Raw genomic sequence first — 22,706 nt, 5'->3', positions numbered from 1 at the left:
CTACAGGGTTCCGATCCAGTTGGTGAGGAGCTGGGCTCCGGCATCGCCGGACTTCTCGGGGTGGAACTGGGTGGCCCACAGGGCGCCGTTCTCCACGGCCGCCACGAAGGGCTTGCCGTGCGTCGACCAGGTCACCAGGGGCGCGCGCATCGCCGGGTTCGTGATCTCCAGGGACCAGTCGTGGACGGCGTAGGAGTGCACGAAGTAGAAGCGGGCGTCGGCGTCGAGTCCCGCGAAGAGCTGCGAGCCCGCCGGTGCCTCGACCGTGTTCCAGCCCATGTGCGGCACGATCTCGGCCTGCAGCGGCTCGACCGAGCCGGGCCACTCGTCCAGGCCCTCGGTCTCCACGCCGTGCTCGATGCCCCGCGCGAAGAGGATCTGCATGCCGACGCAGATGCCCATGACCGGGCGTCCGCCGGACAGCCGGCGGTCGACGATCCAGTCGCCGCGCGCCTCCTTGAGGCCCTTCATACAGGCCGCGAAGGCGCCGACACCGGGCACCAGCAGCCCGTCCGCGTTCATCGCCGTGTCGAAGTCACGCGTTATCTCGACCTCGGCACCGGTGCGGGCGAGGGCGCGCTCGGCGGAGCGGACGTTCCCGAAGCCGTAGTCGAAGACCACGACCTGCTTCCTTTTGACTGAGCTGCTCAATTCCACACCTCCAGCCTCATGACGCCCGCCACGAGGCACATCGCGGCGCCGATCGACAGCAGCACGATGAGGCTCTTGGGCATCTCCTGCTTGACGAAGGAGTAGACGCCGCCGAGGAGGAAGAGTCCGGCGACGATGAGAATGGTGTTGAGTCCGGTCATGGCTTTACAGCGCGCCCTTCGTGGAGGGAAGGATTCCGGCGGCGCGCGGGTCGCGCTCGGAGGCATAGCGCAGCGCCCGGGCGAGCGCCTTGAACTGGCACTCCACGATGTGGTGCGCGTTGCGCCCGTACGGCACGTGCACGTGCAGCGCGATCTGGGCCTGGGCGACGAAGGACTCCAGGATGTGCCGGGTCATCGTCGTGTCGTACTCGCCGATCATCGGCGCCATCTTCTCGGGCTCGGTGTGCACGAGGTACGGGCGGCCGCTCAGGTCCACCGTCACCTGGGCGAGCGACTCGTCCAGCGGCACCGTGCAGTTGCCGAATCGATAGATCCCCACCTTGTCGCCGAGCGCCTGCTTGAAGGCGGCACCCAGCGCGAGGGCGGTGTCCTCGATGGTGTGGTGCGAGTCGATGTGCAGGTCGCCCTCGGTCTTCACGGTCAGGTCGAACAGACCGTGCCGGCCGAGCTGGTCGAGCATGTGGTCGTAGAAGCCGACTCCTGTCGACACATCGACCTTGCCGGACCCGTCGAGATCGATCTCGACGAGGACCGACGTCTCCTTCGTCGTCCGTTCCACCCGTCCTACGCGGCTCATGCGCTCTGCTCCTTCTTCAGTTCACGGACCGCGTCGAGGAACGCGTCGTTCTCTTCGGGGGTTCCCGCGGAGACCCGCAGCCACCCCGGTACGCCGTTGTCCCGGACCAGGACGCCCCGGTCGAGGATCTTCTGCCAGACCTCATGAGAGTCGGCGAACCGCCCGAACTGCACGAAGTTCGCGTCGGACTCGGTCACGTCGTAGCCGATCGCGCGCAGCTCGGCGACCAGCCGGTCCCGCTCGGCCTTCAGCTGCTCGACATAGCCGAGCAGGGTGTCGGTGTGCTCCAGGGCGGCCAGCGCGGTCGCCTGCGTGACGGCCGACAGGTGGTACGGCAGCCGTACGAGCTGGACGGCGTCCACGACCGCCGGGTGCGCGGCGAGATAGCCGAGCCGGAGGCCCGCGGCTCCGAACGCCTTCGACATCGTCCGGGAGACGACGAGATTCGGCCGACCTTCGAGCAGCGGCAGCAGCGAGTCGCCGTGGCTGAACTCGATGTACGCCTCGTCGACCACCACCATGGACGGCTTCGCCGCCTGCGCGGCCTCGTACAGCGCGAGGACCGTCTCGGGCGGCACCGCGTTGCCCGTGGGGTTGTTGGGGGTGGTGATGAAGACGACGTCCGGCCGGTTCTCGGCGATGGCCTGCTCGGCGGCGGCGCGGTCGATCGTGAAGTCCTCGTTGCGGGGACCGGAGATCCAGCCGGTGCCCGTGCCGCGCGCGATGAGCGCGTGCATCGAGTACGACGGCTCGAAACCGATCGCCGTACGGCCGGGTCCGCCGAAGGTCTGCAGCAGCTGCTGGATGACCTCGTTGGAGCCGTTGGCCGCCCAGACGTTCTCCGCGGCGACCCGGTGCCCGCCGGTCTTCGTCAGGTACCTGGCCAGCTCGGTGCGCAGCTCCACCGCGTCCCGGTCGGGGTAGCGGTTGAGGTTCCGGGCGGCCTCGCGCACCCGCTCGGCGATCCGCTCCACGAGCGGCTCGGGCAGCGGGTACGGGTTCTCGTTGGTGTTCAGCCGTACGGGGACGTCCAACTGGGGCGCGCCGTAGGGGGACTTGCCGCGCAGCTCGTCCCGTACGGGGAGATCGTCGATGCCGGTCACTTGCTCGTCGGTACCTTCCATCCGAACCGCGCCTTGATCGCCGCGCCGTGCGCGGGCAGGTCCTCCGCCTCCGCAAGCGTCACCACGTGATGCGCCACGTCGGCCAGCGCGTCCCACGTGTAGTCGACGATGTGGATGCCGCGCAGGAACGACTGGACGGACAGGCCGGAGGAGTGGCAGGCGCAACCGCCGGTCGGCAGCACGTGGTTGGAGCCCGCGCAGTAGTCGCCGAGGGAGACGGGCGCCCACGGTCCCACGAAGATCGCGCCCGCGTTCTTCACCCGGTCGGCCACGGCGGCGGCGTCGGCCGTCTGGATCTCCAGGTGCTCGGCGCCGTACGCGTCGACGACCCGCAGGCCCTCGTCGACGCCGTCGACGAGCACGATCGCCGACTGCCTGCCGCCCAGCGCCGGGACGATCCGGTCCTCGATGTGCTTGGTGGCCGCGACCTGCGGCTCCAGCTCCTTCTCGACCGCGTCCGCGAGCGCCACGGAGTCCGTGACGAGGACGGCGGCGGCCAGCGGGTCGTGCTCGGCCTGGCTGATCAGGTCGGAGGCGACGTGCACCGGGTCGGCGGTCTCGTCGGCGAGAATCGCGATCTCGGTGGGACCGGCCTCCGCGTCGATGCCGATCTTCCCCGCGAAGTACCGCTTGGCGGCGGCGACCCAGATGTTGCCGGGGCCGGTGACCATGTTGGCGGGCGGGCAGGACTCGGTGCCGTACGCGAACATCGCGACGGCGGTCGCGCCACCGGCGGCGTAGACCTCGTCGACGCCGAGCAGCGCGCACGCGGCGAGGATCGTCGGGTGCGGGAGGCCGTCGAACTCGGCCTGCGCCGGGGAGGCGAGGGCGATCGACGGGACTCCGGCCTCCTGCGCCGGGACCACGTTCATGATCACGGAGGACGGGTAGACGGACCGGCCGCCCGGCGCGTACAGCCCCACACGCTCGACCGGCACCCACTTCTCGGTGACGGTGCCGCCGGGCACGACCTGGGTGGTGTGCGTCGTACGCCGCTGCTCGCGGTGGACGAGCCGGGCGCGCCGGATGGACTCCTCCAGGGCCGCGCGCACGGCCGGGTCGAGCTGCTCCAGGGCGTCCGCGAGCACCTGCGCCGGGACCCGTACGGACTCCAGCCGTACGCCGTCGAACTTCTCCGCGAAGTCGATCAGCGCAGCGTCTCCCCGATGATGCACGGCCTCGCAGATCGGACGCACCTTCTCCAGGGCGGCCGAGACGTCGAAGTCGGCTCGGGGCAGCAGGTCGCGCAGGGCGGGGCCCTCGGGGAGGGCGTCGCCGCGCAGATCGATTCGGGAGATCACGTACGCAATTCTCTCAGACGGCGATAAGGCGTCGGTCGGCCGTATCAATGGCTGATACACGCCACCTCCGGTTCCGCGGAAGATCCCCCTCACCAGTAGCGTTCGGGCCGTCACTGAGCGGGCATTGAACGGGTGTACGAAACCCGCGAGTAGCTGAGGAGGATGGAAAAGCCGTGACCGAGGGTGCCGGCATCCGAGGTGGAGCCCTGCCGGACGATCTGACCGCCGCCGAAGCCGGAATGTGGCAGGCCTTCCGCAACGGCAGCACGTACGACCTGCGGAGCGGCGACGCGACCGTGGACGATCCGCACGGCGGCCACCCCTGGGGGCCCGAGCGCAGCGTCCGGGCACGGATCGTGGCCTGGCTGCTGCTGAACGGCCCGCCCGCGCTGGACGGCCGGGTCTCCTCCCTGAAGCTCCAGGGCGTGCAGATCATGGACGTCTTCGATCTGGCCGGCGGGACCGTGGTGCCGTACGTCGAGCTGAAGGGCTGCCGCTTCGAGAAGGAGGTCCTCCTGCCGGAGGCCCGCTTCACGACCGCACGGCTGGTGAACTGTGCGGTGCCGCGGCTGGAGGCGGCCCGCGTGCACACCGAGGGCGACCTGCATCTGCCGCGCTGCCGCTTCCACAACGGGGTACGCCTCACCGACGCGCACATCGGCACGGATTTGCTCCTCAACCAGGCCATCGTCTACCGCGACCGGCGCGGCCAGTCGATCACCGGCGACGGCATGACAGTCGGGCAGGACCTCCAGGCCGAGATGCTGGAGTCGCACGGCGAGCTGAGCCTGCGCGGCGCCACGGTCGGCGTGTCGCTCAGCCTGCGCGGCAGCAGGCTCGCCAATCCGTACGGCCCCCGGGCGCTCAACGCCCCCCAGCTGACGGTGGGACGCACGCTCTATCTGACCCCGGCCGGGGTCGGCAATCCCCTCCAGATGAGCGGCGCCACGCCCGCACGCGGCACGCTGGTCCAGCGGTTCGAGTGCCAGGGCGGGATCCGCCTCGACGACGGGCGGTTCGGGGACGCCGTCGACCTCGAGCGGGCCCGCTTCTCCCTCGACGACGAGCAGGAGCTGTCGCTGCGCCGGGTGCAGACACCGGAGCTGCGCTTCCTCGGCGAGGGGCCCGAGCGCGGCAAGGTCGTGCTGTCGGGCGCGCGCGTGGGGAACCTGGTCGACAAGGCGGAGAGCTGGCCGGGCCCGGGCCGCCTGCACATGGGCGGATTCAGCTACGAGAACCTCGTACCGCAGGGCCACTTCCCGCTGACCGAGCGCCTGGAATGGGTGACCGCGGCGACCGCCGAGTACAACCCGGAACCGTACGAACGCCTGGCCACCGTGCTGCGCAACTCCGGCGAGGACGAGGACGCGCGCGAGGTGCTGCTCGCCAAGCAGCGGCGCCGCCGCGAGACGCTGCCCGTCGCGGGCAAGTTCTGGGGGTACGCGCAGGACTGGACGGTCGCCTACGGGTACCGGCCCGGGCGGGCGGCCCTGTGGATGGCGGTGCTGTGGGCGGCCTCCTCGTTCGCCTTCGCGCACGCCAGCCATCCGCCGATCAACGGCTCCGAGCATCCGCCGTGGAACGCCTCGCTGTTCGCCCTGGACCTGCTGCTGCCGGTCATCGACCTCGGCCAGGTGGGCTTCTGGCAGCTGCGCGGCGGCTGGCAGTGGCTGGCCGCGGTGGTGGTCCTGCTCGGCTGGATCCTGGCGACGACGGTGGCGGCGGGGGCGACAAGGCTGCTGCGCCGCAGCTGAGCTTTTTACCTCGGCTTGTACAACCATGACTGAAGGGCAGTGGTCATCCCACCACAACCATCAGTCATCAGTTGAGCGGCCACGACGGCGAGCGGCGCAGGTCCGCGGGAGCGGCTGAGGCTCGGACGCGAAGGAGGGCCCACCATGGCACTGCTGCGCGCGTTCATCCGTGCGGCCCGGATGGTCAGGAACACCTCGCGCCTCGCGGTCGGGCTGCCCGCCGACGACGAGGTGCTGCTCGACGCCCCGGACGAGCGGCTCGGACCCGCGCTCGTCGCGGCGGGCCGCGGCGACTACGCCCCGGCCGCCAAGCTGCTCGCCACCACCCGCGAGGCCGCCGAGTGGGAGAACCGCGACCGGTACGCGCAGCGCCTCGCCTCCTTCGCGCGCTCCCGCGACGAGTGGCTGCGGGACTGGCAGGACGCCGCCCCGCACGACCCGGACGCGCTGCTGGTCAGGGCCGAGCTGGCAGTCCGCCGCGGCTGGGAGTCACCGGCCCGCGCCGAGCTGCTGCGCCAGGTCGGCCCGCTGATCACCGCCGCCGCCGAGGGCGATCCGCGTGACCCGGTGCCCTGGCGGATCGCGCTCGACCACGCCCGCGGCACCAACGCCGGACACACCGAGTTCGAGAAGCTGTGGGGCGAGGCCGTACGCCGTTCCCCGCACCACTACGGCTGCCATGTGGCCGCCCTCCAGTACCTCTCGGCCGCCTGGTACGGCTCGCACCGCGAATGCTTCGACTTCGCCGAGCGGGCCGCGCAGGACGCCCTGCCCGGCTCCCTCGTGCAGGCGCTGCCGGTACGCGCCGCCTTCGCGTACCTGACGGAGGGCGGCGGGGCGGTCGTGGCCCGCGAGCGCCTGGACCTGGCCGCCGACCTCGCGATCGGGCTCTCATCTACCTATGCGGCGGCCGACCCGTGGCCCGCGGAGGTCCGCAACGTCCTCAGTTACGTCCTGGTCCGGCTGGAGCGCTGGGAGGACGCCCTGGCGCAGCTGCACCGGATCGGGCCGTACGCCACCACGTTCCCCTGGGACCGGGTCTCCGACGACCCGCTGGGCCAGTTCCTGGAACTGCGGGACGGGATCCGTCTGGAGGTCGCCGCGGGGCGCCCGCTGCACGGCGGACGGCCACCTGGACATCCTCCCGTTCCGGCCTCCGCACATCCACGGAGTGAGCACGGCGGACGCGATCACTCCGACGACCATTAGGCTTGCCCGTCGTGACCACCGTCCGGCTCCCGCTCTTCCCCCTGAACTCGGTGCTGTACCCCGGGCTCGTCCTTCCTCTGAACGTGTTCGAGGCGCGCTACCGCGCCATGATGCGCGATCTGCTGAAGACCCCCGAGGACGAGCCGCGCCAGTTCGCCGTCGTCGCCATCCGCGACGGCCACGAGGTCGCGCCGACCTCGCCCGGCATGCCCGACCCGACCGCCGTACCCGAGCGCGGGCCCGCGGCCGGTTTCGGCGACGACCCGGCCAAGGCCTTCCACGAGGTGGGCTGCATCGCGGACGCGGCGACCATCCGCGAGCGCGCCGACGGCAGCTTCGAGGTGCTGGCGACCGGGACCACGCGGGTGCGCCTGGTGTCCGTGGACGCCTCCGGCGCGTACCTCATGGCCGAGCTGGAGGAGCTGCCGGAGGACCCGGGCGAGGAGGCGGGCGCGCTCGCGGAGGGCGTGCTGCGGGCCTTCCGCCAGTACCAGAAGCGACTGGCCGGCGCGCGGGAACGCTCGCTGTCCACGGGCGCGGAGCTGCCGGACGAGCCGTCCGTCGTCTCCTACCTCGTCGCGGCCGCCGTGATGCTCGACATCCCGGCGAAGCAGCGGCTGCTCCAGGCCCCGGACACGGCGGCGCGGCTGCGCGAGGAGCTGAAACTCCTTCGCGCGGAGACGGCCATCATCCGTAATCTGCCGTCGCTGCCCGCCTCGGACCTGACGCGCAGCCCGACGAGTCTCAACTGAGGGCCGGTATGGCGAAGAAGTCGAAGAAGCAGCAGCAGTCCGGCGGCACTCCGGCGACGGTGGCCCTGACGGCGGCCGGCGTGGACTTCACGGTCCACGCCTACGAGCACGACCCCTCGCACCCGTCCTACGGCGAGGAGGCCGCCGAGGCGATGGGCGTCTCGCCCGACCGCGTCTTCAAGACGCTGGTGGCGGACGTCGACGGCTCCCTCGTGGTCGCCGTCGTCCCCGTGGCGGGCTCCCTGGACCTCAAGTCTCTCGCCACGGCGGTGGGCGGCAAGCGCGCCGCGATGGCGGACCCCGCGGCGGCCGAACGCACGACGGGCTACGTACGCGGCGGGATCTCCCCCTTGGGCCAACGCAAAAAGCTCCCCACGGTCCTGGATTCCTCCGCCGAGGCCCACGCCACGATCTGCGTCTCGGCGGGCCGCCGCGGCCTCGAAGTCGAACTGAGCCCCACCGACCTCACCAAGCTCACCGAAGCCCGCTCCGCCCCCATCGCCCGCGCCTGACCCCTCGACGAACCCCCCGTCCTCGGCTAAGCACGAGAGACATGTCGAAGAAAACCCGCAAACGCAGGTGGCGCACAAAGAAGGGCCGCTCGAACCATGGCCGCCGGCCGGCCTGAGTAGTTTCAGCCTGTCCGGCGTTTGAGGACGAGCGCGCAAGCGCGATGGCAGGGGGAGAGGGGGCGCAGCCCCCAGGACAACGGGCAGGGTAGGGGCGGAGGGGGCGAACTCCATCCGTCAGCGACCCCGTCGAAGGCCTGCGGGCCCGCAAGCCCGCAGGCCCACACCCCCCGGCGACCGGGGACCCGTCAGGCCGCCGGCGGAGCCGGAGGCGCGGGCGCCGCGTACGGGCTCTGCTGGTACGGATCGGGATCCCGCGGCCCGAACAGCGCCGTGAGCCCGAGATGGACCACCAGCGCCGCCAGGGACCAAGCCATCAACGCCCCCTTGGCACTCAGCTTCAGCGGCGCGGAGAACGTCACGCCCTTGCCCACAGCCTTCGCGTGGGCGATCACATTCTGCGAGGGGCCCAGCCAGATCCCCAGCCGCCAGGCGAGCAACGACCCCAGCAGCCCCCCAACGGCGAGCGCGACCACCAGCGGCACACCCCCACGCCTACGCAGCAGAAAGACAACCACCGCACTGACCGCCCCGAACGCGAGCGCCAGCAGAGTGAACGTTCCATCGACCCCGACGGCCTGCTCCCCCTCGGTGTCCTTGAGGTAGACGACCCAGCTCTTGTCGACCACACCCCCGACCAGCGGCACATGCGGCGCCAGCCACCACCACAGCAGCCCGAGCAGCACCCCACCGAGCGCCACGCCCACCGTGATCACGGCGGCCTCCCGCACTTCGGTCTTCATTCCGGGGCCGTCCTGTTCGTACGCGGTAGTCCCCACAGCACCCCCGGCAGGCGGTGCCTGCCAGGCGTTGTGCGGAGTCTGGTCGTGCGGCGGCGGAGGCGGAGTCAGCGGTGCGGTCACACCGCCATCGTGCCAGGCCCGTATGACGGCCGCGTCACCGGACGGCCGCCCGGCGGTACGCCCACGTCGCCACGGCCAGCGAGGCGACCCCGACGCCCGCGCACACACCGAGGTCGGCGAGGACGAAGGCCCAGTCGGGATGTGCGGAGAAGCTCCGGGCGAAGGCCTCGACGCCGTACGTGGAAGGCAGCAGATCACGCCCGTACTGCACGACCGTCGGCAGCCGGTCCGGCGGCAGCACCCCGAGCAGCAGCGCCGCCGACATCCCCAACTGTCCGAGCAGCGTGGCGAGTTCGGGCCGCGGCGCGAGCAGCCCGAGCGCGGCCCCGAGCCCGGCGAGCGCGGCGCCAGCGAGCGGGACGACCGCGGCGAGCACCCACAGGTGGGCCATCGGCAGTCCGAAGAGCACGCACCCGAAGACGGCGGTGGCGAGTGTCCCGGGCACGGTGAAGGAGGCGTACGCACCGGCCGCGCCGAGCACGACCGCGGCGGGCGGCACCGGGAGGGTGGCGTAGTGGTCGAGCCCCCCGCTGGCCCGCAGCTGCCCGAAGTACTGCGCCAGCAGGTTCAGCGCGACGAAGGCGACGACGAGGACGGACGCCCCGGCGACCACGGCCCGTGCCTCGCCCCCGCCGTCCACGACCCCGCGCATCAGGACCATGATCCCGACGGACTGGAAGGTGGCCACGAACAGCAGCGGAATCCGTGCGACACGGGCGCGGGAGAGCTGCGCGCGGTACACCGCGGCGAGCGACGGCCACAGCCGGGCGCGCGGCCCGAGCTCGGCGGCGTCACCGGCCTCGTCGGCCGACGACAGCGCGCTGCCCGCGCTCGCGGGCGGCAGTACCTCCGCGGATACGACACTCACGTCGAGCTGCTCTCCTTCGCTCCGGCAGCCGTCAGGTTCCCAACGTCCACGGCGCCTCTCACGTTCCGTACGGATACGGCGGCTCCCGCGCTCATGCCTTGACCAGTCCCTGCGCGTTGCCGCCGAGCGCGAGGTACACGTCCTCCAGGCTCGGTGTGGCCAGCGTGAAGTCGTCCAGGGCGGCGAAGGCGGCGCCTCCGGTGACGGTGGCGACGGCCGCGCGGGCCTCCTCGGGGGCGAGCCTGAGGGTCCAGCGCCGCCCGGCCTCGACGGCGCGCTCGCGCAGCGCGGCGACCTCCGGGACGTCGAGCGGTGCCCGATCGCGCCACACCAGCTCGACGCGCACCTCGCCCGCGACCCGCTCCTTGAGACCGGCCGGGGTGTCGCAGGCGATGACGCGGCCGCGGTCGAGGACGGCGACCCGGTCGAGGACGGTCTCGGCCTCGATGACGTTGTGGGTGACGAGCAGGACAGTGGCGCCGCGCTCGGCGCGCCGCCGGTCGACAGCGCCCCACACGGCCCGCCTGGCCACGGGGTCCATGCCGGTGGTCGGTTCGTCGAGCACGAGCAGCGGCCGCTCACCCACCAGCGCGGCGGCGAAGCAGGCCAGCCGCCGTTGCCCGCCGGACAGCTTCTTCAGCGGCCGTCCGGCGATCGCCGTGAGGCCCAGCTCGTCGAGGACGGCGTCCCGCTCGGCGCGCGCCGCACGGAGGTCGAGCCCGCGCAGCCGCCCGGTGGTCTCGGCGGCGAGCGAGACGGTCAGCTCGTCGAGGGCGGTGGACTCCTGGCCGAGGTAGGCGAGGATCCGCGCGGCCCGCTCGGGGTGACGCACGATGTCGTGGCCGAGGATCTCGACGCTGCCGCTGTCGGGCCGCATCAGCCCGGTCAGCTGCCGTACGAGGCTGGACTTGCCGGCGCCGTTGGGTCCGAGCAGTCCGAAGATCTCACCGCGCCGGATGTCGAGGCTCACCTCGTCGGTGGCCCGCACTTCGGGCGCCCCGGGCGTCCCGCGGCGGCCGCGGACGGCCGGATACGTCTTGGTGAGACCCCGCACCGCGCACACGACATCGCCCCTGTGCCCGTTCCGGACTGCCTGTGCCGTGCGCGTACTCACGAAGCACGAGGGTACGGGGTCCGATGCCCCGATATGAGCCCGGGTCCTCTCCCGGGCCTCCCGCACGACGCGCTCGCGGGGCCGTCACTCCCCCGCGGGCGCGTGCTCCGCCGCCGTACGGACGTCGATCTCGCGCCAGAAGCCGGCCCGGATCGCATAGCGGTCGTGTTCGTCGATCTGGTCGTCCTTGTGGGCGAGGAGGCCGAAGCGGGCGGCGTAGCGCAGCAGCTCGCCGTCCACGCGGTGCGGGACGCGCGGGTACATCGTGGAGAGCTTCTGCAGCAGCGTCTGGTCGGTGAGCCGCTCCATCCAGCGCCGGGCGAAGACCTGCCCGACCTCGTACGGATCGCCGCCGACCGTGGTGATGTCCTCCTCACGGTCGGCCCAGCGCTGCTCCGCCGAGGTCAGCTGGGCGAGCGTCGGCATCGAGGCGGCCTCCGCGGGCTCGGCGGCGGAGCCGGGCCGCTCCACCCAGCCCTTGTCGGACGACCAGCGCAGGGTCGCGCTCGCGGGATGCTGGGCCGGCTGGGCGCCGGGAGCGCGCAGGGCGGCCAGGTCCTTCGGGGTGGGGACGCCGCCCTTGGGCGCGGGCACCCGCTCCTCCCCGCCGTGCCCCGGCTCGGAAGCCGCACCGTGCTCCGCCTCCTGGGCGGGCCGCTCGGCGGCTGCGGCGAGCGCCGAATCGGGCAGCGGCGCGGAGAGGATCGCGGCGATCTCGGGGCGCGGCGCGGGCGGCGGCGCGCAGACTCCGCCGAGGTCCTTCGCTCGTACGGCCTTGGTGATCCAGGTCCGGTCGAGCACGCGCCGCTCGTCGGCCTCGGCGACCAGGTCCTCGGACTGGTTGTAGTCGCCGTCGGCGGCCTGCACGGCCCACAGGTGTACGGCGACGCCGTGCTCCTTGGCGGCCATCATGCCGGGCAGCAGATCTCCGTCACCGGTCACCAGGACGATGTCGGAGCAGGCGCGGTTGCGGGCGAGCTCGGTCAGCTCGGCGTGCATCGCGGCGTCGACGCCCTTCTGCGCCCATCTCCCGTCGCTGCGCGTCAGGGCGCCCAGCCGTACCGTCACGCGTGGCATCACGCGGAGTCTGCGGTGCTCCGGCTGCGGTACACGGTCGGGGGCGCCGTCGAACCAGTAGATGCGCAGCAGGGGCCGTTCCGTGTCCGACTCGGCGCGCTCGCGCAGGCCCTGGATGAGGGCGGCGTGGTCGACGGTGATCCGGGAGCGGGAGGAATCCCCGGCGAGGAGACTGGCGGCAGCCCCGAGCAGATACCCGGCGTCCACCAGGACGATGCAGCGGTCCACGCGATCCACCCTCTTTCCGGGAGGTTTGCTTCGGGCTTCCTTCGAGTCTGCCCGACGGCGCGGAGGTTAACGGCCCGAACTCGATCTTCGGCGTGGCGGATCCGAAGATCACTCTCCGACAGTGCTTATTACGCACGGTAATTATCCGAAATGCGCGGCTTGTCCGTCTGTGTGAATCTGGTCCCGGCCCTGGCCCCTAGATCCCCTTCAGGAGGCAGATCCCCATGGCCAAGAACAAGAACCGCAAGCAGGGCAGCCAGCAGGACCGCTCCTCGCAGGCCGAGCGTGCGCAGGAGCAGGCCCAGCGGTCCTCGGCGGAGGCGCAGCAGTCGCCGATGTCGCAGGCCCAGGGCAGCCCGGCGGATGTTGCCCGTAAGCACCAGAAGCGCTTCGGCCACAACTGACGGCTGAACGCGGGCTGTTGAGGCCCAGGCACGAACGAGGGGCGTACCCGGTTTCGGGTACGCCCCTCGCTCACGTCAGTTGCCCAGCCGCACGTCGGTCTCCCGGCCCGGCTTCGGCCGCTCAGCCCGCCAGGCAGGACGGGCCCAGCAGCACCTTCAGGTCGCCGAAGAGCGCCGGGTCCGGCTTCACCCGGTGCCGGTCGAGCCGCAGCACCGTGGTCTTGCGCGGGCCCTGGAGCTTGATGCGGACCTCGCTCTCGCCCTTGTGGTGACTGAGGATCTCGCCGAGCCGGCTGACCATGGGCGGGGTGACCTTCAGCGCCGGGATGGTGAGGATCACGGGCGCGTTGGTGCCCGCGTTCGACAGGTCGGGGACCTGGAGCTCCATCGCGACCAGGCGGGGCACGTCCTCGCGCTTGTCGAGCCGGCCCTTGACGAACACCACGGCGTCCTCGACGAGTTGCGTCGACACCAGCTGGTAGGTCGCCGGGAAGAACATGCACTCCAGGGAACCGGCGAGGTCCTCGACCGTCGCGATCGCCCAGGCGTTGCCCTGCTTGGTCATCTTGCGCTGGAGGCCCGAGATGATGCCGCCGATCGTGACGACCGCGCCGTCCGCGTGCTCACCTCCGGTGAGCTGGGAGATGCCCGCGTCCGCCTTGTCGGACAGCACGTGCTCCAGGCCGAAGAGCGGGTGGTCGGAGACGTACAGGCCGAGCATCTCCCGCTCCTGGGCGAGCAGATAGGCCTTGTCCCACTCGTCGGTGGTGAACTCCACGTCGAGGCCGAAGCCCGGCTCGTCGGCGCTGTCGTCGCCCATCCCGCCGAAGAGGTCGAACTGGCCCTCGGCTTCTTTGCGCTTGACCGCCACCACGTTGTCGATCATCGGCTCGAACTGTGCGGTGAGGCCCTTGCGGGTGTGCCCCATCGTGTCGAAGGCGCCCGCCTTGATCAGCGATTCGGTGGTGCGCTTGTTGCAGGCCACCGCCTCGACCTTGTCGAGGTAGTCGGGGAAGGAGGCGTACTTCCCCTTGGCCTTGCGGCTCTTGATGATCGACTCGACCACGTTCGTGCCGACGTTGCGGACGGCGGAGAGGCCGAAGAGGATCACGTCGTCGCCCTGGGCGGCGAAGTTCTGCTCGGACTCGTTGACGTTCGGCGGCAGCACCTTGATGCCCATGCGCCGGCACTCGTTCAGATAGACGGCCGACTTGTCCTTGTCGTCCTTGACCGAGGTGAGCAGTCCCGCCATGTACTCGGCGGGGTGGTTCGCCTTCAGATACGCGGTCCAGTACGAGACCAGGCCGTACGCGGCGGAGTGGGCCTTGTTGAACGCGTATCCGGCGAAGGGGACCAGCACGTCCCACAGCGCCTGGATCGCCTCGTCGCTGTAGCCGTTCTTCTTTGCGCCGGCCTGGAAAATGGTGAAGTTCTTCGCCAGCTCGTCGGGCTTCTTCTTGCCCATCACGCGGCGCAGGATGTCGGCCTCGCCGAGCGAGTAACCGGCGATGATCTGGGCGGCCTTCTGCACCTGCTCCTGGTAGACGATCAGGCCGTAGGTGACCGCGAGGACCTCCTGGAGGGGCTCCTCCAGCTCCTTATGGATCGGCGTGATCTCCTGCATGCCGTTCTTGCGGAGCGCGTAGTTCGTGTGCGAGTCCATGCCCATCGGGCCCGGACGGTAGAGCGCGGAGACGGCGGAGATGTCTTCGAAGTTGTCGGGCTTCATCAGGCGCAGCAGCGAGCGCATGGGGCCGCCGTCGAACTGGAACACGCCGAGGGTCTCGCCGCGCTGGAGCAGTTCGAAGGTCGTCGGATCGTCGAGCGGCAGGGCCAGCAGGTCGAGGTCGATGCCCTTGTTGGACTTCACCATCTTGACGGCGTCGTCCATGATCGTCAGGTTGCGCAGGCCGAGGAAGTCCATCTTCAGCAGGCCCAGCGACTCGCACTGCGGGTAGTCCCACTGCGTGATGGTCACGCCGTCCGTGTGCCTGACCCAGATCGGGGCGTGGTCGACGATGGGCTCGCTGGACATGATCACGCCGGCGGCGTGCACACCCATCTGCCGGACCAGGCCCTCGACGCCCTTGGCGGTGTCGATGACCTTCTTCACGTCCGGCTCGTTCTCGTACATCGCGCGGATCTCGCCCGCCTCGCTGTAGCGAGGGTGCTTGGGATCGGTGATGCCGTTCAGGTCGATGCCCTTGCCGAGGACGTCGGCGGGCATCGCCTTGGTGAGGCGGTCGCCCATCGCGTACGGGTAGCCCAGCACGCGCGCGGAGTCCTTGATGGCGTTCTTGGCCTTGATCTTGCCGTAGGTGCCGATCATGGCGACCTTGTCGGCGCCGTACTTCTCCGTCACGTACCTGATCACCTCGACGCGCCTGCGCTCGTCGAAGTCGATGTCGACGTCGGGCATGGAGACGCGCTCGGGGTTGAGGAACCGCTCGAAGATCAGACCGTGCGGGATCGGGTCGAGGTCGGTGATGCCCATGGCGTACGCGACGATCGAACCGGCCGCGGAGCCACGGCCCGGGCCCACCGCGATGCCCTGCTTCTTGGCCCACATGATGAAGTCGGCGACGACGAGGAAGTACCCCGGGAACCCCATCTGGATGATGACGTCCATCTCGTACTCGACCTGCTTCTGGCGGTCCTCGGGGACGCCGCCGGGGAAGCGGCGGTCCATGCCGAGCCGGACTTCCTCCTTGAACCAGGTGACTTCGGTGAACCCCTCGGGGATGTCGAACTTCGGCATGAGGTTCTTCGCCTCGAACATGCCGGCGGTGTCGATCTGCTCGGCCACCAGGAGCGTGTTGGCGCAGCCCTCCTGCCAGGCGTCCGAGGCGTCGATGGCGTACATCTCGTCCGTGGACTTCAGGTAGTAGCCGGTGCCGTCGAAGCGGAAGCGGTCCGGGTCGGAGAGGTTCTTGCCGGTCTGGATGCACAGCAGGGCGTCGTGGGCGGTCGCCTCGTTCGCGTACGTGTAGTGCGAGTCGTTGGTCACCAGCGGCGGGATGCCGAGCTTCTTGCCGATGTCGAGGAGACCGTCGCGGACCCGGCGCTCGATCTCGATGCCGTGGTCCATCAGCTCCAGGAAGTACCGGTCCTTGCCGAAGATGTCCTGGTACTCGGCGGCCGACTTCAGCGCCTCGTCGAACTGGCCGAGGCGCAGCCGGGTCTGCAGCTCACCGGAGGGGCAGCCCGTCGAGGCGATGAGCCCCTCGGACCACTGGGAGATCGTCTCCTTGTCCATGCGGGGCCACTTCTGCAGCCAGCCCTCGGCGTACGCGTCCGAGGAGAGCTTGAAGAGGTTGTGCAGGCCCGTGCTGTTCGCCGCCCAGATCGTCTTGTGCGTGTAACCACCCGAACCGGACACGTCGTCGCGCTTCTGGTGCGGCTGGCCCCACTGGATCTTGCGCTTGTTGCGCCGGGACTCCGGGGCGACGTACGCCTCGATGCCGATGATCGGCGTGACGCCCGCCTTCTTGGCCGAATGGAAGAAGTCGTACGCCCCGTGGAGGTTGCCGTGGTCGCTCATGGCGATGTGGGTCATGCCCATCTCATTGCAGGCATCGAACATGTCCTTGAGCCGCGCGGCACCGTCCAGCAGCGAGTACTGGGTGTGGACGTGCAGGTGCGTGAACGGCGGCTTCGACACGGTTGTGGCCTCCAAGGAGAACTGTGGGCGACAGGCTGCGGACAGTCTGGGGGGACAGCGTCGAAGTCTATGACGCGGCACTGACACTCCGGGGCCCGTCACACGTACCTTCGTGCGGGTACTCGGGCACTCCCGGGTACTTTCGTCCGTTGGAAGTGGTCGGAACACCTGTCCCGAACCGGCGGCACTCCCGTCCCACACATCAAGCACCACCTGCACCAGGAGGCACCCAGCGATGTCGGTTCCGCAGCTCAGCGACGAGCAACGCGGCGAGCAGATCCTCGCCGTCTTCGACACCGCCTTCGGCGAGCTCCTGGCCGCCGACCCGGCCGCGTTCCGCGTGAAGTTCCGCAAGATGGCGGCCTCCGCCTTCGCGTTCTACCGGGGCACGGCGAGCCTCTTCTACCACGACCTCGACGCCGAGAAGCGGGGCGGCCCGTACCTGGACGAGCGCACCTCTCGCGTGTGGATCCACGGCGACCTGCACGCCGAGAACTTCGGCACGTACATGGACGCGAACGGCCGCCTGATCTTCAATGTGAACGACTTCGACGAGGCGTACGTCGGCCCCTTCACCTGGGACCTCAAGCGCTTCGCGGCCTCCGTGGCGCTGCTCGGGTACGCGAAGGCGCTCGGCGACGAGCAGATCGCCGACCTGGTGCGCACGTACGCGGCCGCCTACCGCGAGCGCATCCACGCCCTCGCCACCGGCGCCAAGAGCGACGAGGTGCCGCCCTTCACGCTGGACACCGCCGAGGGCCCGCTTCTCGACGCGCTGCGCGACGCCCGCTCGCTGACCCGCTTCGGGCTGCTCGACTCGATGACCGAGATCCGCGACTTCGAACGCCGCTTCGCGTCCGGCGGCGGCTCCATCGAGCTGGACGCGGCCACCCGCTACAAGGTGCTGGCCGCCTTCGACGGCTACCTGGAGACGCTCCCGGAGGCCTCCCTGGCCCGCCCGGACTCGTACCGCGTGAAGGACGTCGTGGGCCGCCGCGGCATCGGTATCGGCTCGGCCGGCCTGCCGTCGTACAACATCCTTCTGGAGGGCAACAGCGACGCCCTGGAGAACGATGTGGTGATCTACATCAAGCAGGCCCAGACGCCGGCCGTCTCCCGGCACATCACCGACTCCTCGATCCGCGAGTACTTCCAGCACGAGGGCCACCGCACGGTCATCTCCCAGCGCGCCCTCCAGGCGCACGCCGACCCGTGGCTCGGCTGGACCGAGCTGGACGGCGCGGGCCAGCTCGTCGCCGAGGTCTCCCCGTACGCCGTGGACCTGGACTGGGGCGACATCGACGACCTGGAGGAGATCGCGGCGGTCGTCGCCGACCTCGGCCGGGCCACCGCCACGATGCACGCGGCGGCGGACGACGAGAGCGGCCACTCGGACCTGGTGCCGTTCTCCACGGAGCGCGCCATCGACGCGGCGATCGCCGCCGACGAGGAGGGCTTCGCCGGCCTTCTGGTCGACTTCGCGCACAGCTACGGGGCTCGCGCGCGCGCCGATCACCAGATCTTCGTGGACCTCTTCCGCAACGGCCGGATTCCGGGCCTGTAGATCACCGGCCGCTCACAGGAAACCTTTAGGGGTCTCTTACCGCACTACGTGCCACACTCTTCAGCGCCATGGACATATCCGGGATCCAGCTCAGAGCCCTTCGCGCGGCTCTGTTCACAGCAGTCGTGGTGACGCTCTCGACCGCGTCGCACGTACTGCTGTCCCGGATGCCGCTGCCCCTGAACGCCGTGGCCGCGATCGCCGCCGCCGTCTTCGTGCTCGCGTACGCGCTGGCCGGCCGCGAGCGCGGCTTCGGACGGATCGCGGCCCTGCTCATCCCGCTGGAGCTGGCCGCCGACACCGTCTTCACCACGGGCCAGCACGTCTGTTACGGCAGGGCGGGCGGCCCGGTCGCGGGCCCGCTGCGCTCCGTCGGCCTCGACGTGCTGTGCGGCGGCGGCAGTGTGGGCACGCCGCTCGCCCGGGTGACCGGCGGCGACAGCGGCCGCGCCGTCGCCCTGCTCGCCCACGCCGACCCGGCCGCCGCCTGGCTGCTGCTCGCCACGCACGTCGGCGTCGGTCTCCTCGCGGCCGCCTGGCTGCGGCGCGGGGAGCGGGCCCTGGCCCAGCTGCTGCGCGCCGCTGCGGTCAGCGCCTTCCGCCCCCTGATGGTCGCGGTCTCCGCCGTGTCGGTGGAGCTCGCGCCGGTGCGCCGGCCGGCCCGCCCGGCGCACCGGATCGCCGCCATCCGTACCCGTCTGTTCGCCCACTCCATGGGACGGCGTGGACCGCCGTGCTCGGCCGCTTTCGCCTGAGCACCAGCAGTCCCCCTACGTATTCCGCGTACAGCATGTGCGCGTCCCACATGGAGATCACCAATATGAGCAAGCGGAACAGCCAGGCCTCGAAGTCGGCGGCCCGTGAGCGGCTGCGCGTCGAGCGCGAGCGCCAGGCCCAGCGCGACAAGGTCAAGCGGCAGGTCATCGTGGCCGGCTCCCTCGTCGCCGTCCTCGCGATAGCCGGCGGCATCGGCTACGCGGTGGTGCAGAACAACAAGCCCGGCTACTGGGAGGCCGCCAAGGACGACAAGCTCGTCAAGCCGGCCCACACCAGCGGCAAGGACGGCACGACCGTCGTCATCGGCAAGTCCACCGCCAAGAAGACCCTCCAGATGTACGAGGACCCGCGCTGCCCGGTCTGCGCCGCTTTCGAGCAGACCGTCGGCTCGACCGTGAAGAGCGACCTCGACGCGGGCAAGTTCAAGATCCAGTACATCGGCGCCACGTTCCTCGACAACAACCTGACGGGTGAGGGCTCCAAGAACGCCCTCAGCGCGATGGGTGCCGCCCTGAACGTGAGCACCGAGGCATTCGAGCAGTACAAGACCGCCCTCTACTCGACGAAGTACCACCCCAAGGAGACGGACGACAAGTTCAAGAGCGACGCCTACCTGATCAAGGTCGCGAACACGGTGGACGCCCTGAAGAACAACAAGGCGTTCCAGAAAGCCGTGAAGGACGGCACCTACGACAAGTGGGCGCTGACCATGTCCGCCAAGTTCAACGACAGCGGCGTCCAGGGCACGCCGACCCTGAAGATGGACGGAAAGACTCTGTACGGCTCGGACGGAAAGAACGCGCCTTCCACTGTCGCCGACTACCGGACGGCGATCGACGCGGCACTCAAGGGCTGAAGCGACAGCAAGCGCTGACTTGACGGCTGGCGTCGGCTCCCCCGTTGGGCGACCGTCGGCCGAAGAGCGGGCGAACTTTTGCGAGTTCGCCCGCTCCGGGCTTGTACTGATCGGTAACCTGGCCGCTCGTGACCAGTCGATACAGATCTTCCGAGCCGCAAGAAACTCCGGGCACCGACAACTCCCGTGCCCCCCGCCGCCGTACGGTCGTCAAGGCCGCGGCCGCCACCGCCGTCCTCGCCGCGCCGCTCGCCGCCGCGTTGCCGGCCCGCGCCGCCGAGGCGCCCGCCTTCCTGCACGGTGTCGCCTCCGGCGACCCGCTGCCCGACGGCATCCTGCTGTGGACCCGGGTGACGCCCAGCCCGGAGGCGATACCCGGCTCCGGGCTCGGCCCGGACACCGAGGTGAGCTGGACCGTCGCCAAGGACAAGGCGTTCACCAGCGTCGTCTCCAAGGGCTCCACCACCGCGTCGGCCGCCGCCGACCACACCGTCAAGGCGGACATTCGCGGCCTGGAGCCGGCCACCGACTACTGGTTCCGCTTCTCCGCGGGCGGCACCGACTCGCCCGTCGCCCGCACCCGCACCACCCCCGCGACCGACGCGGGCGTGGCGGGCCTGCGCTTCGGCGTGGTCTCCTGCGCCAACTGGGAGGCCGGCTACTTCTCCCCGTACCGCCACCTCGCCGCGCGCGGCGACCTGGACGCCTGGCTGCACCTGGGCGACTACATCTACGAGTACAAGTCCGGTGAGTACGCGGCCCGCGGCAAGGTCGTCCGGCCGCACGCGCCGGCGAACGAGATCATCACCCTCGCCGACTACCGCACCCGGCACGGCCGTTACAAGACCGACCCCGACCTCCAGTCGCTGCACCACAAGGCGCCGGTCATCGCGATCTGGGACGATCACGAGTTCGCCGACAACGCCTGGTCGGGCGGCGCGGTCAACCACACCGAGGGCGCCGAGGGCACCTGGTCCGCGCGCCAGGCAGCCGCCAAGCAGGCCTACTTCGAGTGGATGCCGGTCCGCCCGGCGATCGAGGGCACCACCTACCGCCGACTGCGCTTCGGCAAGCTCGCCGACCTCTCGCTGCTCGATCTGCGGTCCTTCCGCTCGCAGCAGGCCTCCACGGCGAGCGGCTCGGTGGACGACCCGGACCGTACGATCACGGGCCGGGCACAGCTCGACTGGCTCAAGGCGGGACTGAAGGCGTCGGACACCACCTGGCGGCTGGTCGGCAACTCGGTGATGATCTCGCCGTTCGCCATCGGCGAGCTGTCCGCCGACCTCTTCAAGCCGCTCGCCAAGCTGCTGGGGCTGCCGCAGGAGGGCATCGCCCTCAACACCGACCAGTGGGACGGCTACACGGACGACCGCCGCGAAGTGCTCGCGCACCTGCGCTCCAACGCGATCCGCAACACGGTCTTCCTGACCGGCGACATCCACATGGCGTGGGCCAACGACGTGCCGGTGGACGCCGGCACGTATCCGCTGTCCGCCTCCGCCGCCACGGAGTTCGTCGTCACCTCGATCTCCTCCGACAACCTCGACGACATCGTCAAGGTCCCCGAGGGCACCGTCTCCGCGATCGCCTCTCCGGTCATCCGGGCCGCCAACCGGCACGTCCACTGGGTCGACACCGACCGGCACGGCTACGGCGTCCTGGACATCACGGCCGACCGCGCGCAGATGGACTACTACGTGCTCTCCGACCGCACGGACCCGAACGCGACCTCGTCCTGGGCCCGTTCGTACCGCACCCTCAGCGGCACGCAGAAGCTGGAGCGGGTCTACTCGCCTGTGCGTTAACTGTGCGTGAGTCGTGCGCCAAGGTCGACTTTCGGCCAATGAGCGTCGGCTAGAGGCCTGTTAACGGAAGATCACGCCGCTACGGCGGGTGGTGCGAACCATGGTCCGAATCCGGACACACCACCCGCCCCGGTAACCCCCTTCATTACGTCGCCATCTCAAACTCCGGACGGGCGCCGAATTTTTTCTCCCAATTGCCCCTGTTCACCTGAAGTTTGATTGGGCCTGATCGATCCTCATCAAGATTCGGCATGTCCACGTAATCTCCCGGCGGCGGCCAGAAAGGCCCCTCCCCACCGCATCCGCTAGGAGTCAGCATGCGTGCGCTTGCCCGAATATCCCCCGTTCTGCGCAGACGCCTTCTCGGCACGGCCGTCGTGGCCGGAACCCTGATGCTCGCTCCCGTCTCGGCGCCCACCACCGGTGTCGCAGCGGCCAAGACTCCGGCCGCCGACTGCTCCGACACGACGAGCGCCACCGCCCGCGAGGCCCGCCCCAAGGCCGGACAGCACATCACCGAGCCCAACGAGATCAGCACCGCCAAGGCCCAGTCCATGGATGCCGATCTGCACAAGAGGCTCGACAAACTGCGCGCGAGCGGCCAGAACCTCTCCGCCGCGGCCGCCTCCACCACGATCCCGGTGTACTTCCACGTCATCCACGACGGCGCCACCGGCAACCTCGGCTCCTCCGCCATCAACAGCCAGATGAGCGTGCTGAACGCGGCGTACGCGGGCCAGGGCACCGGCAACAACAACTCGGGCTACCAGTTCACGCTGGCCGGCACCGACTACACCGACAACGCCGCCTGGTACAACGTCGGTTCGGGATCGGCGGAGGAGAAGGCGATGAAGTCCGCCCTCCGCAAGGGCGGCGCGAACGCGCTCAACGTCTACACCGCCAACCTCGGCGGCGGACTGCTCGGCTGGGCGACCTTCCCCAGCTCCTACAAGTCCAGCCCGTCCATGGACGGCGTCGTCATCCTCGACACCTCGCTGCCCGGCGGCTCGGCCACCAACTACAACGAGGGCGACACCGCGACGCACGAGATCGGCCACTGGATGGGGCTGTACCACACCTTCCAGGGCGGCTGTAACGGCAACGGCGACTACGTCACCGACACCCCGGCCGAGAAGAGCGCCGCCTTCGAGTGCCCGACCGGGCGCGACACCTGCACCAACAAGACGGGCGTCGACCCGATCCACAACTTCATGGACTACACGTACGACTCCTGCATGTACCAGTTCACCGCGGGTCAGGTGACCCGGATGCAGCAGAGCTGGGCCGCATACCGCGCGGCGGGCTGA

At 70.3% G+C, this 22,706-nt stretch carries 20 protein-coding genes; 10 read left to right on the top strand and 10 right to left on the bottom strand.

Features of this window, described 5'->3' with window-relative positions; translation table 11 throughout:
* The 5 genes from hisH to hisD are packed head-to-tail and all read right to left on the bottom strand — an operon-like array spanning position 1 to position 3,835.
* Positions 1–657, bottom strand: coding sequence for an imidazole glycerol phosphate synthase subunit HisH (gene hisH / locus AB5J56_RS32950; protein ID WP_369237987.1), 657 nt, complete (start codon positions 655–657; stop codon positions 1–3).
* Positions 648–812 (bottom strand): hypothetical protein, encoded by a 165-nt coding sequence (locus AB5J56_RS32945; RefSeq protein ID WP_369237985.1) that lies wholly within the window; start codon positions 810–812, stop codon positions 648–650. Before AB5J56_RS32945 ends, hisH begins: the two co-directional genes overlap by 10 nt.
* A 4-nt stretch (positions 813–816) precedes the next feature.
* Positions 817–1,410, bottom strand: coding sequence for an imidazoleglycerol-phosphate dehydratase HisB (gene hisB / locus AB5J56_RS32940; protein ID WP_351443705.1), 594 nt, complete (start codon positions 1,408–1,410; stop codon positions 817–819).
* Positions 1,407–2,534, bottom strand: a complete 1,128-nt coding sequence (locus AB5J56_RS32935; RefSeq protein WP_369237983.1) for a histidinol-phosphate transaminase — start codon at positions 2,532–2,534, stop codon at positions 1,407–1,409. Before AB5J56_RS32935 ends, hisB begins: the two co-directional genes overlap by 4 nt.
* Complete coding sequence (hisD, locus tag AB5J56_RS32930; RefSeq protein WP_369237981.1) at positions 2,510–3,835, bottom strand: histidinol dehydrogenase; 1,326 nt, start codon at positions 3,833–3,835, stop codon at positions 2,510–2,512. The genes AB5J56_RS32935 and hisD overlap by 25 nt, the downstream gene beginning before the upstream one ends.
* Positions 3,836–4,008: 173 nt before the next feature.
* On the opposite strand from hisD, the gene AB5J56_RS32925 reads away from it, so the two are divergent.
* The 4 genes from AB5J56_RS32925 (at position 4,009) to ybaK (ending at position 8,062) form a co-directional block, all read left to right on the top strand.
* Entirely contained in the window at positions 4,009–5,589 is a 1,581-nt protein-coding gene (locus AB5J56_RS32925) for an oxidoreductase (protein WP_369237979.1), read from the top strand.
* Between the two features lie 144 nt (positions 5,590–5,733).
* A complete protein-coding gene (locus AB5J56_RS32920) occupies positions 5,734–6,798 on the top strand; it encodes a hypothetical protein (RefSeq protein ID WP_369237977.1) in 1,065 nt (354 codons plus the stop codon).
* Between the two features lie 11 nt (positions 6,799–6,809).
* Positions 6,810–7,550 carry an LON peptidase substrate-binding domain-containing protein gene (locus AB5J56_RS32915; protein WP_369237975.1) on the top strand — a complete coding sequence of 247 codons (741 nt, stop codon included), beginning with the start codon at positions 6,810–6,812 and terminating at the stop codon, positions 7,548–7,550.
* 8 nt (positions 7,551–7,558) lie between these two features.
* Positions 7,559–8,062 (top strand): Cys-tRNA(Pro) deacylase, encoded by a 504-nt coding sequence (ybaK, locus tag AB5J56_RS32910; protein WP_369237973.1) that lies wholly within the window; start codon positions 7,559–7,561, stop codon positions 8,060–8,062.
* 305 nt (positions 8,063–8,367) lie between these two features.
* Here ybaK and AB5J56_RS32905 read toward each other — a convergent pair whose 3' ends face one another.
* The 4 genes from AB5J56_RS32905 to AB5J56_RS32890 all read right to left on the bottom strand — a co-directional run bounded on the left by AB5J56_RS32905 (position 8,368) and on the right by AB5J56_RS32890 (position 12,329).
* Positions 8,368–9,042, bottom strand: a complete 675-nt coding sequence (locus AB5J56_RS32905; protein WP_369237971.1) for an AAA family ATPase — start codon at positions 9,040–9,042, stop codon at positions 8,368–8,370.
* Between the two features lie 34 nt (positions 9,043–9,076).
* Entirely contained in the window at positions 9,077–9,910 is an 834-nt protein-coding gene (locus AB5J56_RS32900; protein WP_369237969.1) for an ABC transporter permease, read from the bottom strand.
* A gap of 91 nt (positions 9,911–10,001) precedes the next feature.
* Positions 10,002–10,973, bottom strand: a complete 972-nt coding sequence (locus tag AB5J56_RS32895; RefSeq protein ID WP_369242948.1) for an ABC transporter ATP-binding protein — start codon at positions 10,971–10,973, stop codon at positions 10,002–10,004.
* Positions 10,974–11,108: 135 nt separating this feature from the next.
* The gene (locus AB5J56_RS32890; RefSeq protein ID WP_369237967.1) at positions 11,109–12,329 is read right to left on the bottom strand and encodes an NYN domain-containing protein; all 1,221 of its coding nucleotides are present in this window, start codon (positions 12,327–12,329) and stop codon (positions 11,109–11,111) included.
* 224 nt (positions 12,330–12,553) lie between these two features.
* Here AB5J56_RS32890 and AB5J56_RS32885 point away from each other — a divergent pair, with 224 nt between their 5' ends.
* Positions 12,554–12,733 (top strand): hypothetical protein, encoded by a 180-nt coding sequence (locus tag AB5J56_RS32885; RefSeq protein ID WP_369237965.1) that lies wholly within the window; start codon positions 12,554–12,556, stop codon positions 12,731–12,733.
* Between the two features lie 121 nt (positions 12,734–12,854).
* On the opposite strand, the gene dnaE is transcribed toward AB5J56_RS32885, so the two are convergent.
* Positions 12,855–16,394, bottom strand: a complete 3,540-nt coding sequence (gene dnaE, locus AB5J56_RS32880; RefSeq protein ID WP_369237963.1) for a DNA polymerase III subunit alpha — start codon at positions 16,392–16,394, stop codon at positions 12,855–12,857.
* Positions 16,395–16,629: 235 nt separating this feature from the next.
* Here dnaE and AB5J56_RS32875 point away from each other — a divergent pair, with 235 nt between their 5' ends.
* The 5 genes from AB5J56_RS32875 (at position 16,630) to AB5J56_RS32855 (ending at position 22,706) form a co-directional block, all read left to right on the top strand.
* Complete coding sequence (locus AB5J56_RS32875; protein WP_369237961.1) at positions 16,630–17,958, top strand: DUF2252 domain-containing protein; 1,329 nt, start codon at positions 16,630–16,632, stop codon at positions 17,956–17,958.
* A 68-nt stretch (positions 17,959–18,026) separates the two neighbouring features.
* Positions 18,027–18,713 (top strand): hypothetical protein, encoded by a 687-nt coding sequence (locus AB5J56_RS32870; RefSeq protein ID WP_369237959.1) that lies wholly within the window; start codon positions 18,027–18,029, stop codon positions 18,711–18,713.
* Between the two features lie 65 nt (positions 18,714–18,778).
* A complete protein-coding gene (locus tag AB5J56_RS32865; protein WP_369237957.1) occupies positions 18,779–19,591 on the top strand; it encodes a thioredoxin domain-containing protein in 813 nt (270 codons plus the stop codon).
* A gap of 128 nt (positions 19,592–19,719) precedes the next feature.
* Positions 19,720–21,399 (top strand): alkaline phosphatase, encoded by a 1,680-nt coding sequence (locus AB5J56_RS32860; protein WP_369237955.1) that lies wholly within the window; start codon positions 19,720–19,722, stop codon positions 21,397–21,399.
* Positions 21,400–21,716: 317 nt separating this feature from the next.
* A complete protein-coding gene (locus AB5J56_RS32855; RefSeq protein WP_369237953.1) occupies positions 21,717–22,706 on the top strand; it encodes a zinc metalloprotease in 990 nt (329 codons plus the stop codon).

Origin of the sequence: Streptomyces sp. R21, assembly GCF_041051975.1 — a bacterium.
Lineage (GTDB): Bacteria > Actinomycetota > Actinomycetes > Streptomycetales > Streptomycetaceae > Streptomyces.
Note: the sequence above shows the minus strand (reverse complement) of the source record. Positions and strands in the feature narration are given on the sequence as shown.

What these genes read in the sequence shown, in the direction of transcription:
- AB5J56_RS32945 (WP_369237985.1), bottom strand. Translation starts at nt 812, where the DNA reads ATGACCGGACTCAACACCATTCTCATCGTCGCCGGACTCTTCCTCCTC.
- ybaK (WP_369237973.1), top strand. Translation starts at nt 7,559, where the DNA reads ATGGCGAAGAAGTCGAAGAAGCAGCAGCAGTCCGGCGGCACTCCGGCG.
- hisB (WP_351443705.1), bottom strand. Translation starts at nt 1,410, where the DNA reads ATGAGCCGCGTAGGACGGGTGGAACGGACGACGAAGGAGACGTCGGTC.
- AB5J56_RS32875 (WP_369237961.1), top strand. Translation starts at nt 16,630, where the DNA reads ATGTCGGTTCCGCAGCTCAGCGACGAGCAACGCGGCGAGCAGATCCTC.
- AB5J56_RS32855 (WP_369237953.1), top strand. Translation starts at nt 21,717, where the DNA reads ATGCGTGCGCTTGCCCGAATATCCCCCGTTCTGCGCAGACGCCTTCTC.
- AB5J56_RS32885 (WP_369237965.1), top strand. Translation starts at nt 12,554, where the DNA reads ATGGCCAAGAACAAGAACCGCAAGCAGGGCAGCCAGCAGGACCGCTCC.
- AB5J56_RS32865 (WP_369237957.1), top strand. Translation starts at nt 18,779, where the DNA reads ATGAGCAAGCGGAACAGCCAGGCCTCGAAGTCGGCGGCCCGTGAGCGG.
- AB5J56_RS32935 (WP_369237983.1), bottom strand. Translation starts at nt 2,534, where the DNA reads ATGGAAGGTACCGACGAGCAAGTGACCGGCATCGACGATCTCCCCGTA.
- AB5J56_RS32870 (WP_369237959.1), top strand. Translation starts at nt 18,027, where the DNA reads ATGGACATATCCGGGATCCAGCTCAGAGCCCTTCGCGCGGCTCTGTTC.
- AB5J56_RS32920 (WP_369237977.1), top strand. Translation starts at nt 5,734, where the DNA reads ATGGCACTGCTGCGCGCGTTCATCCGTGCGGCCCGGATGGTCAGGAAC.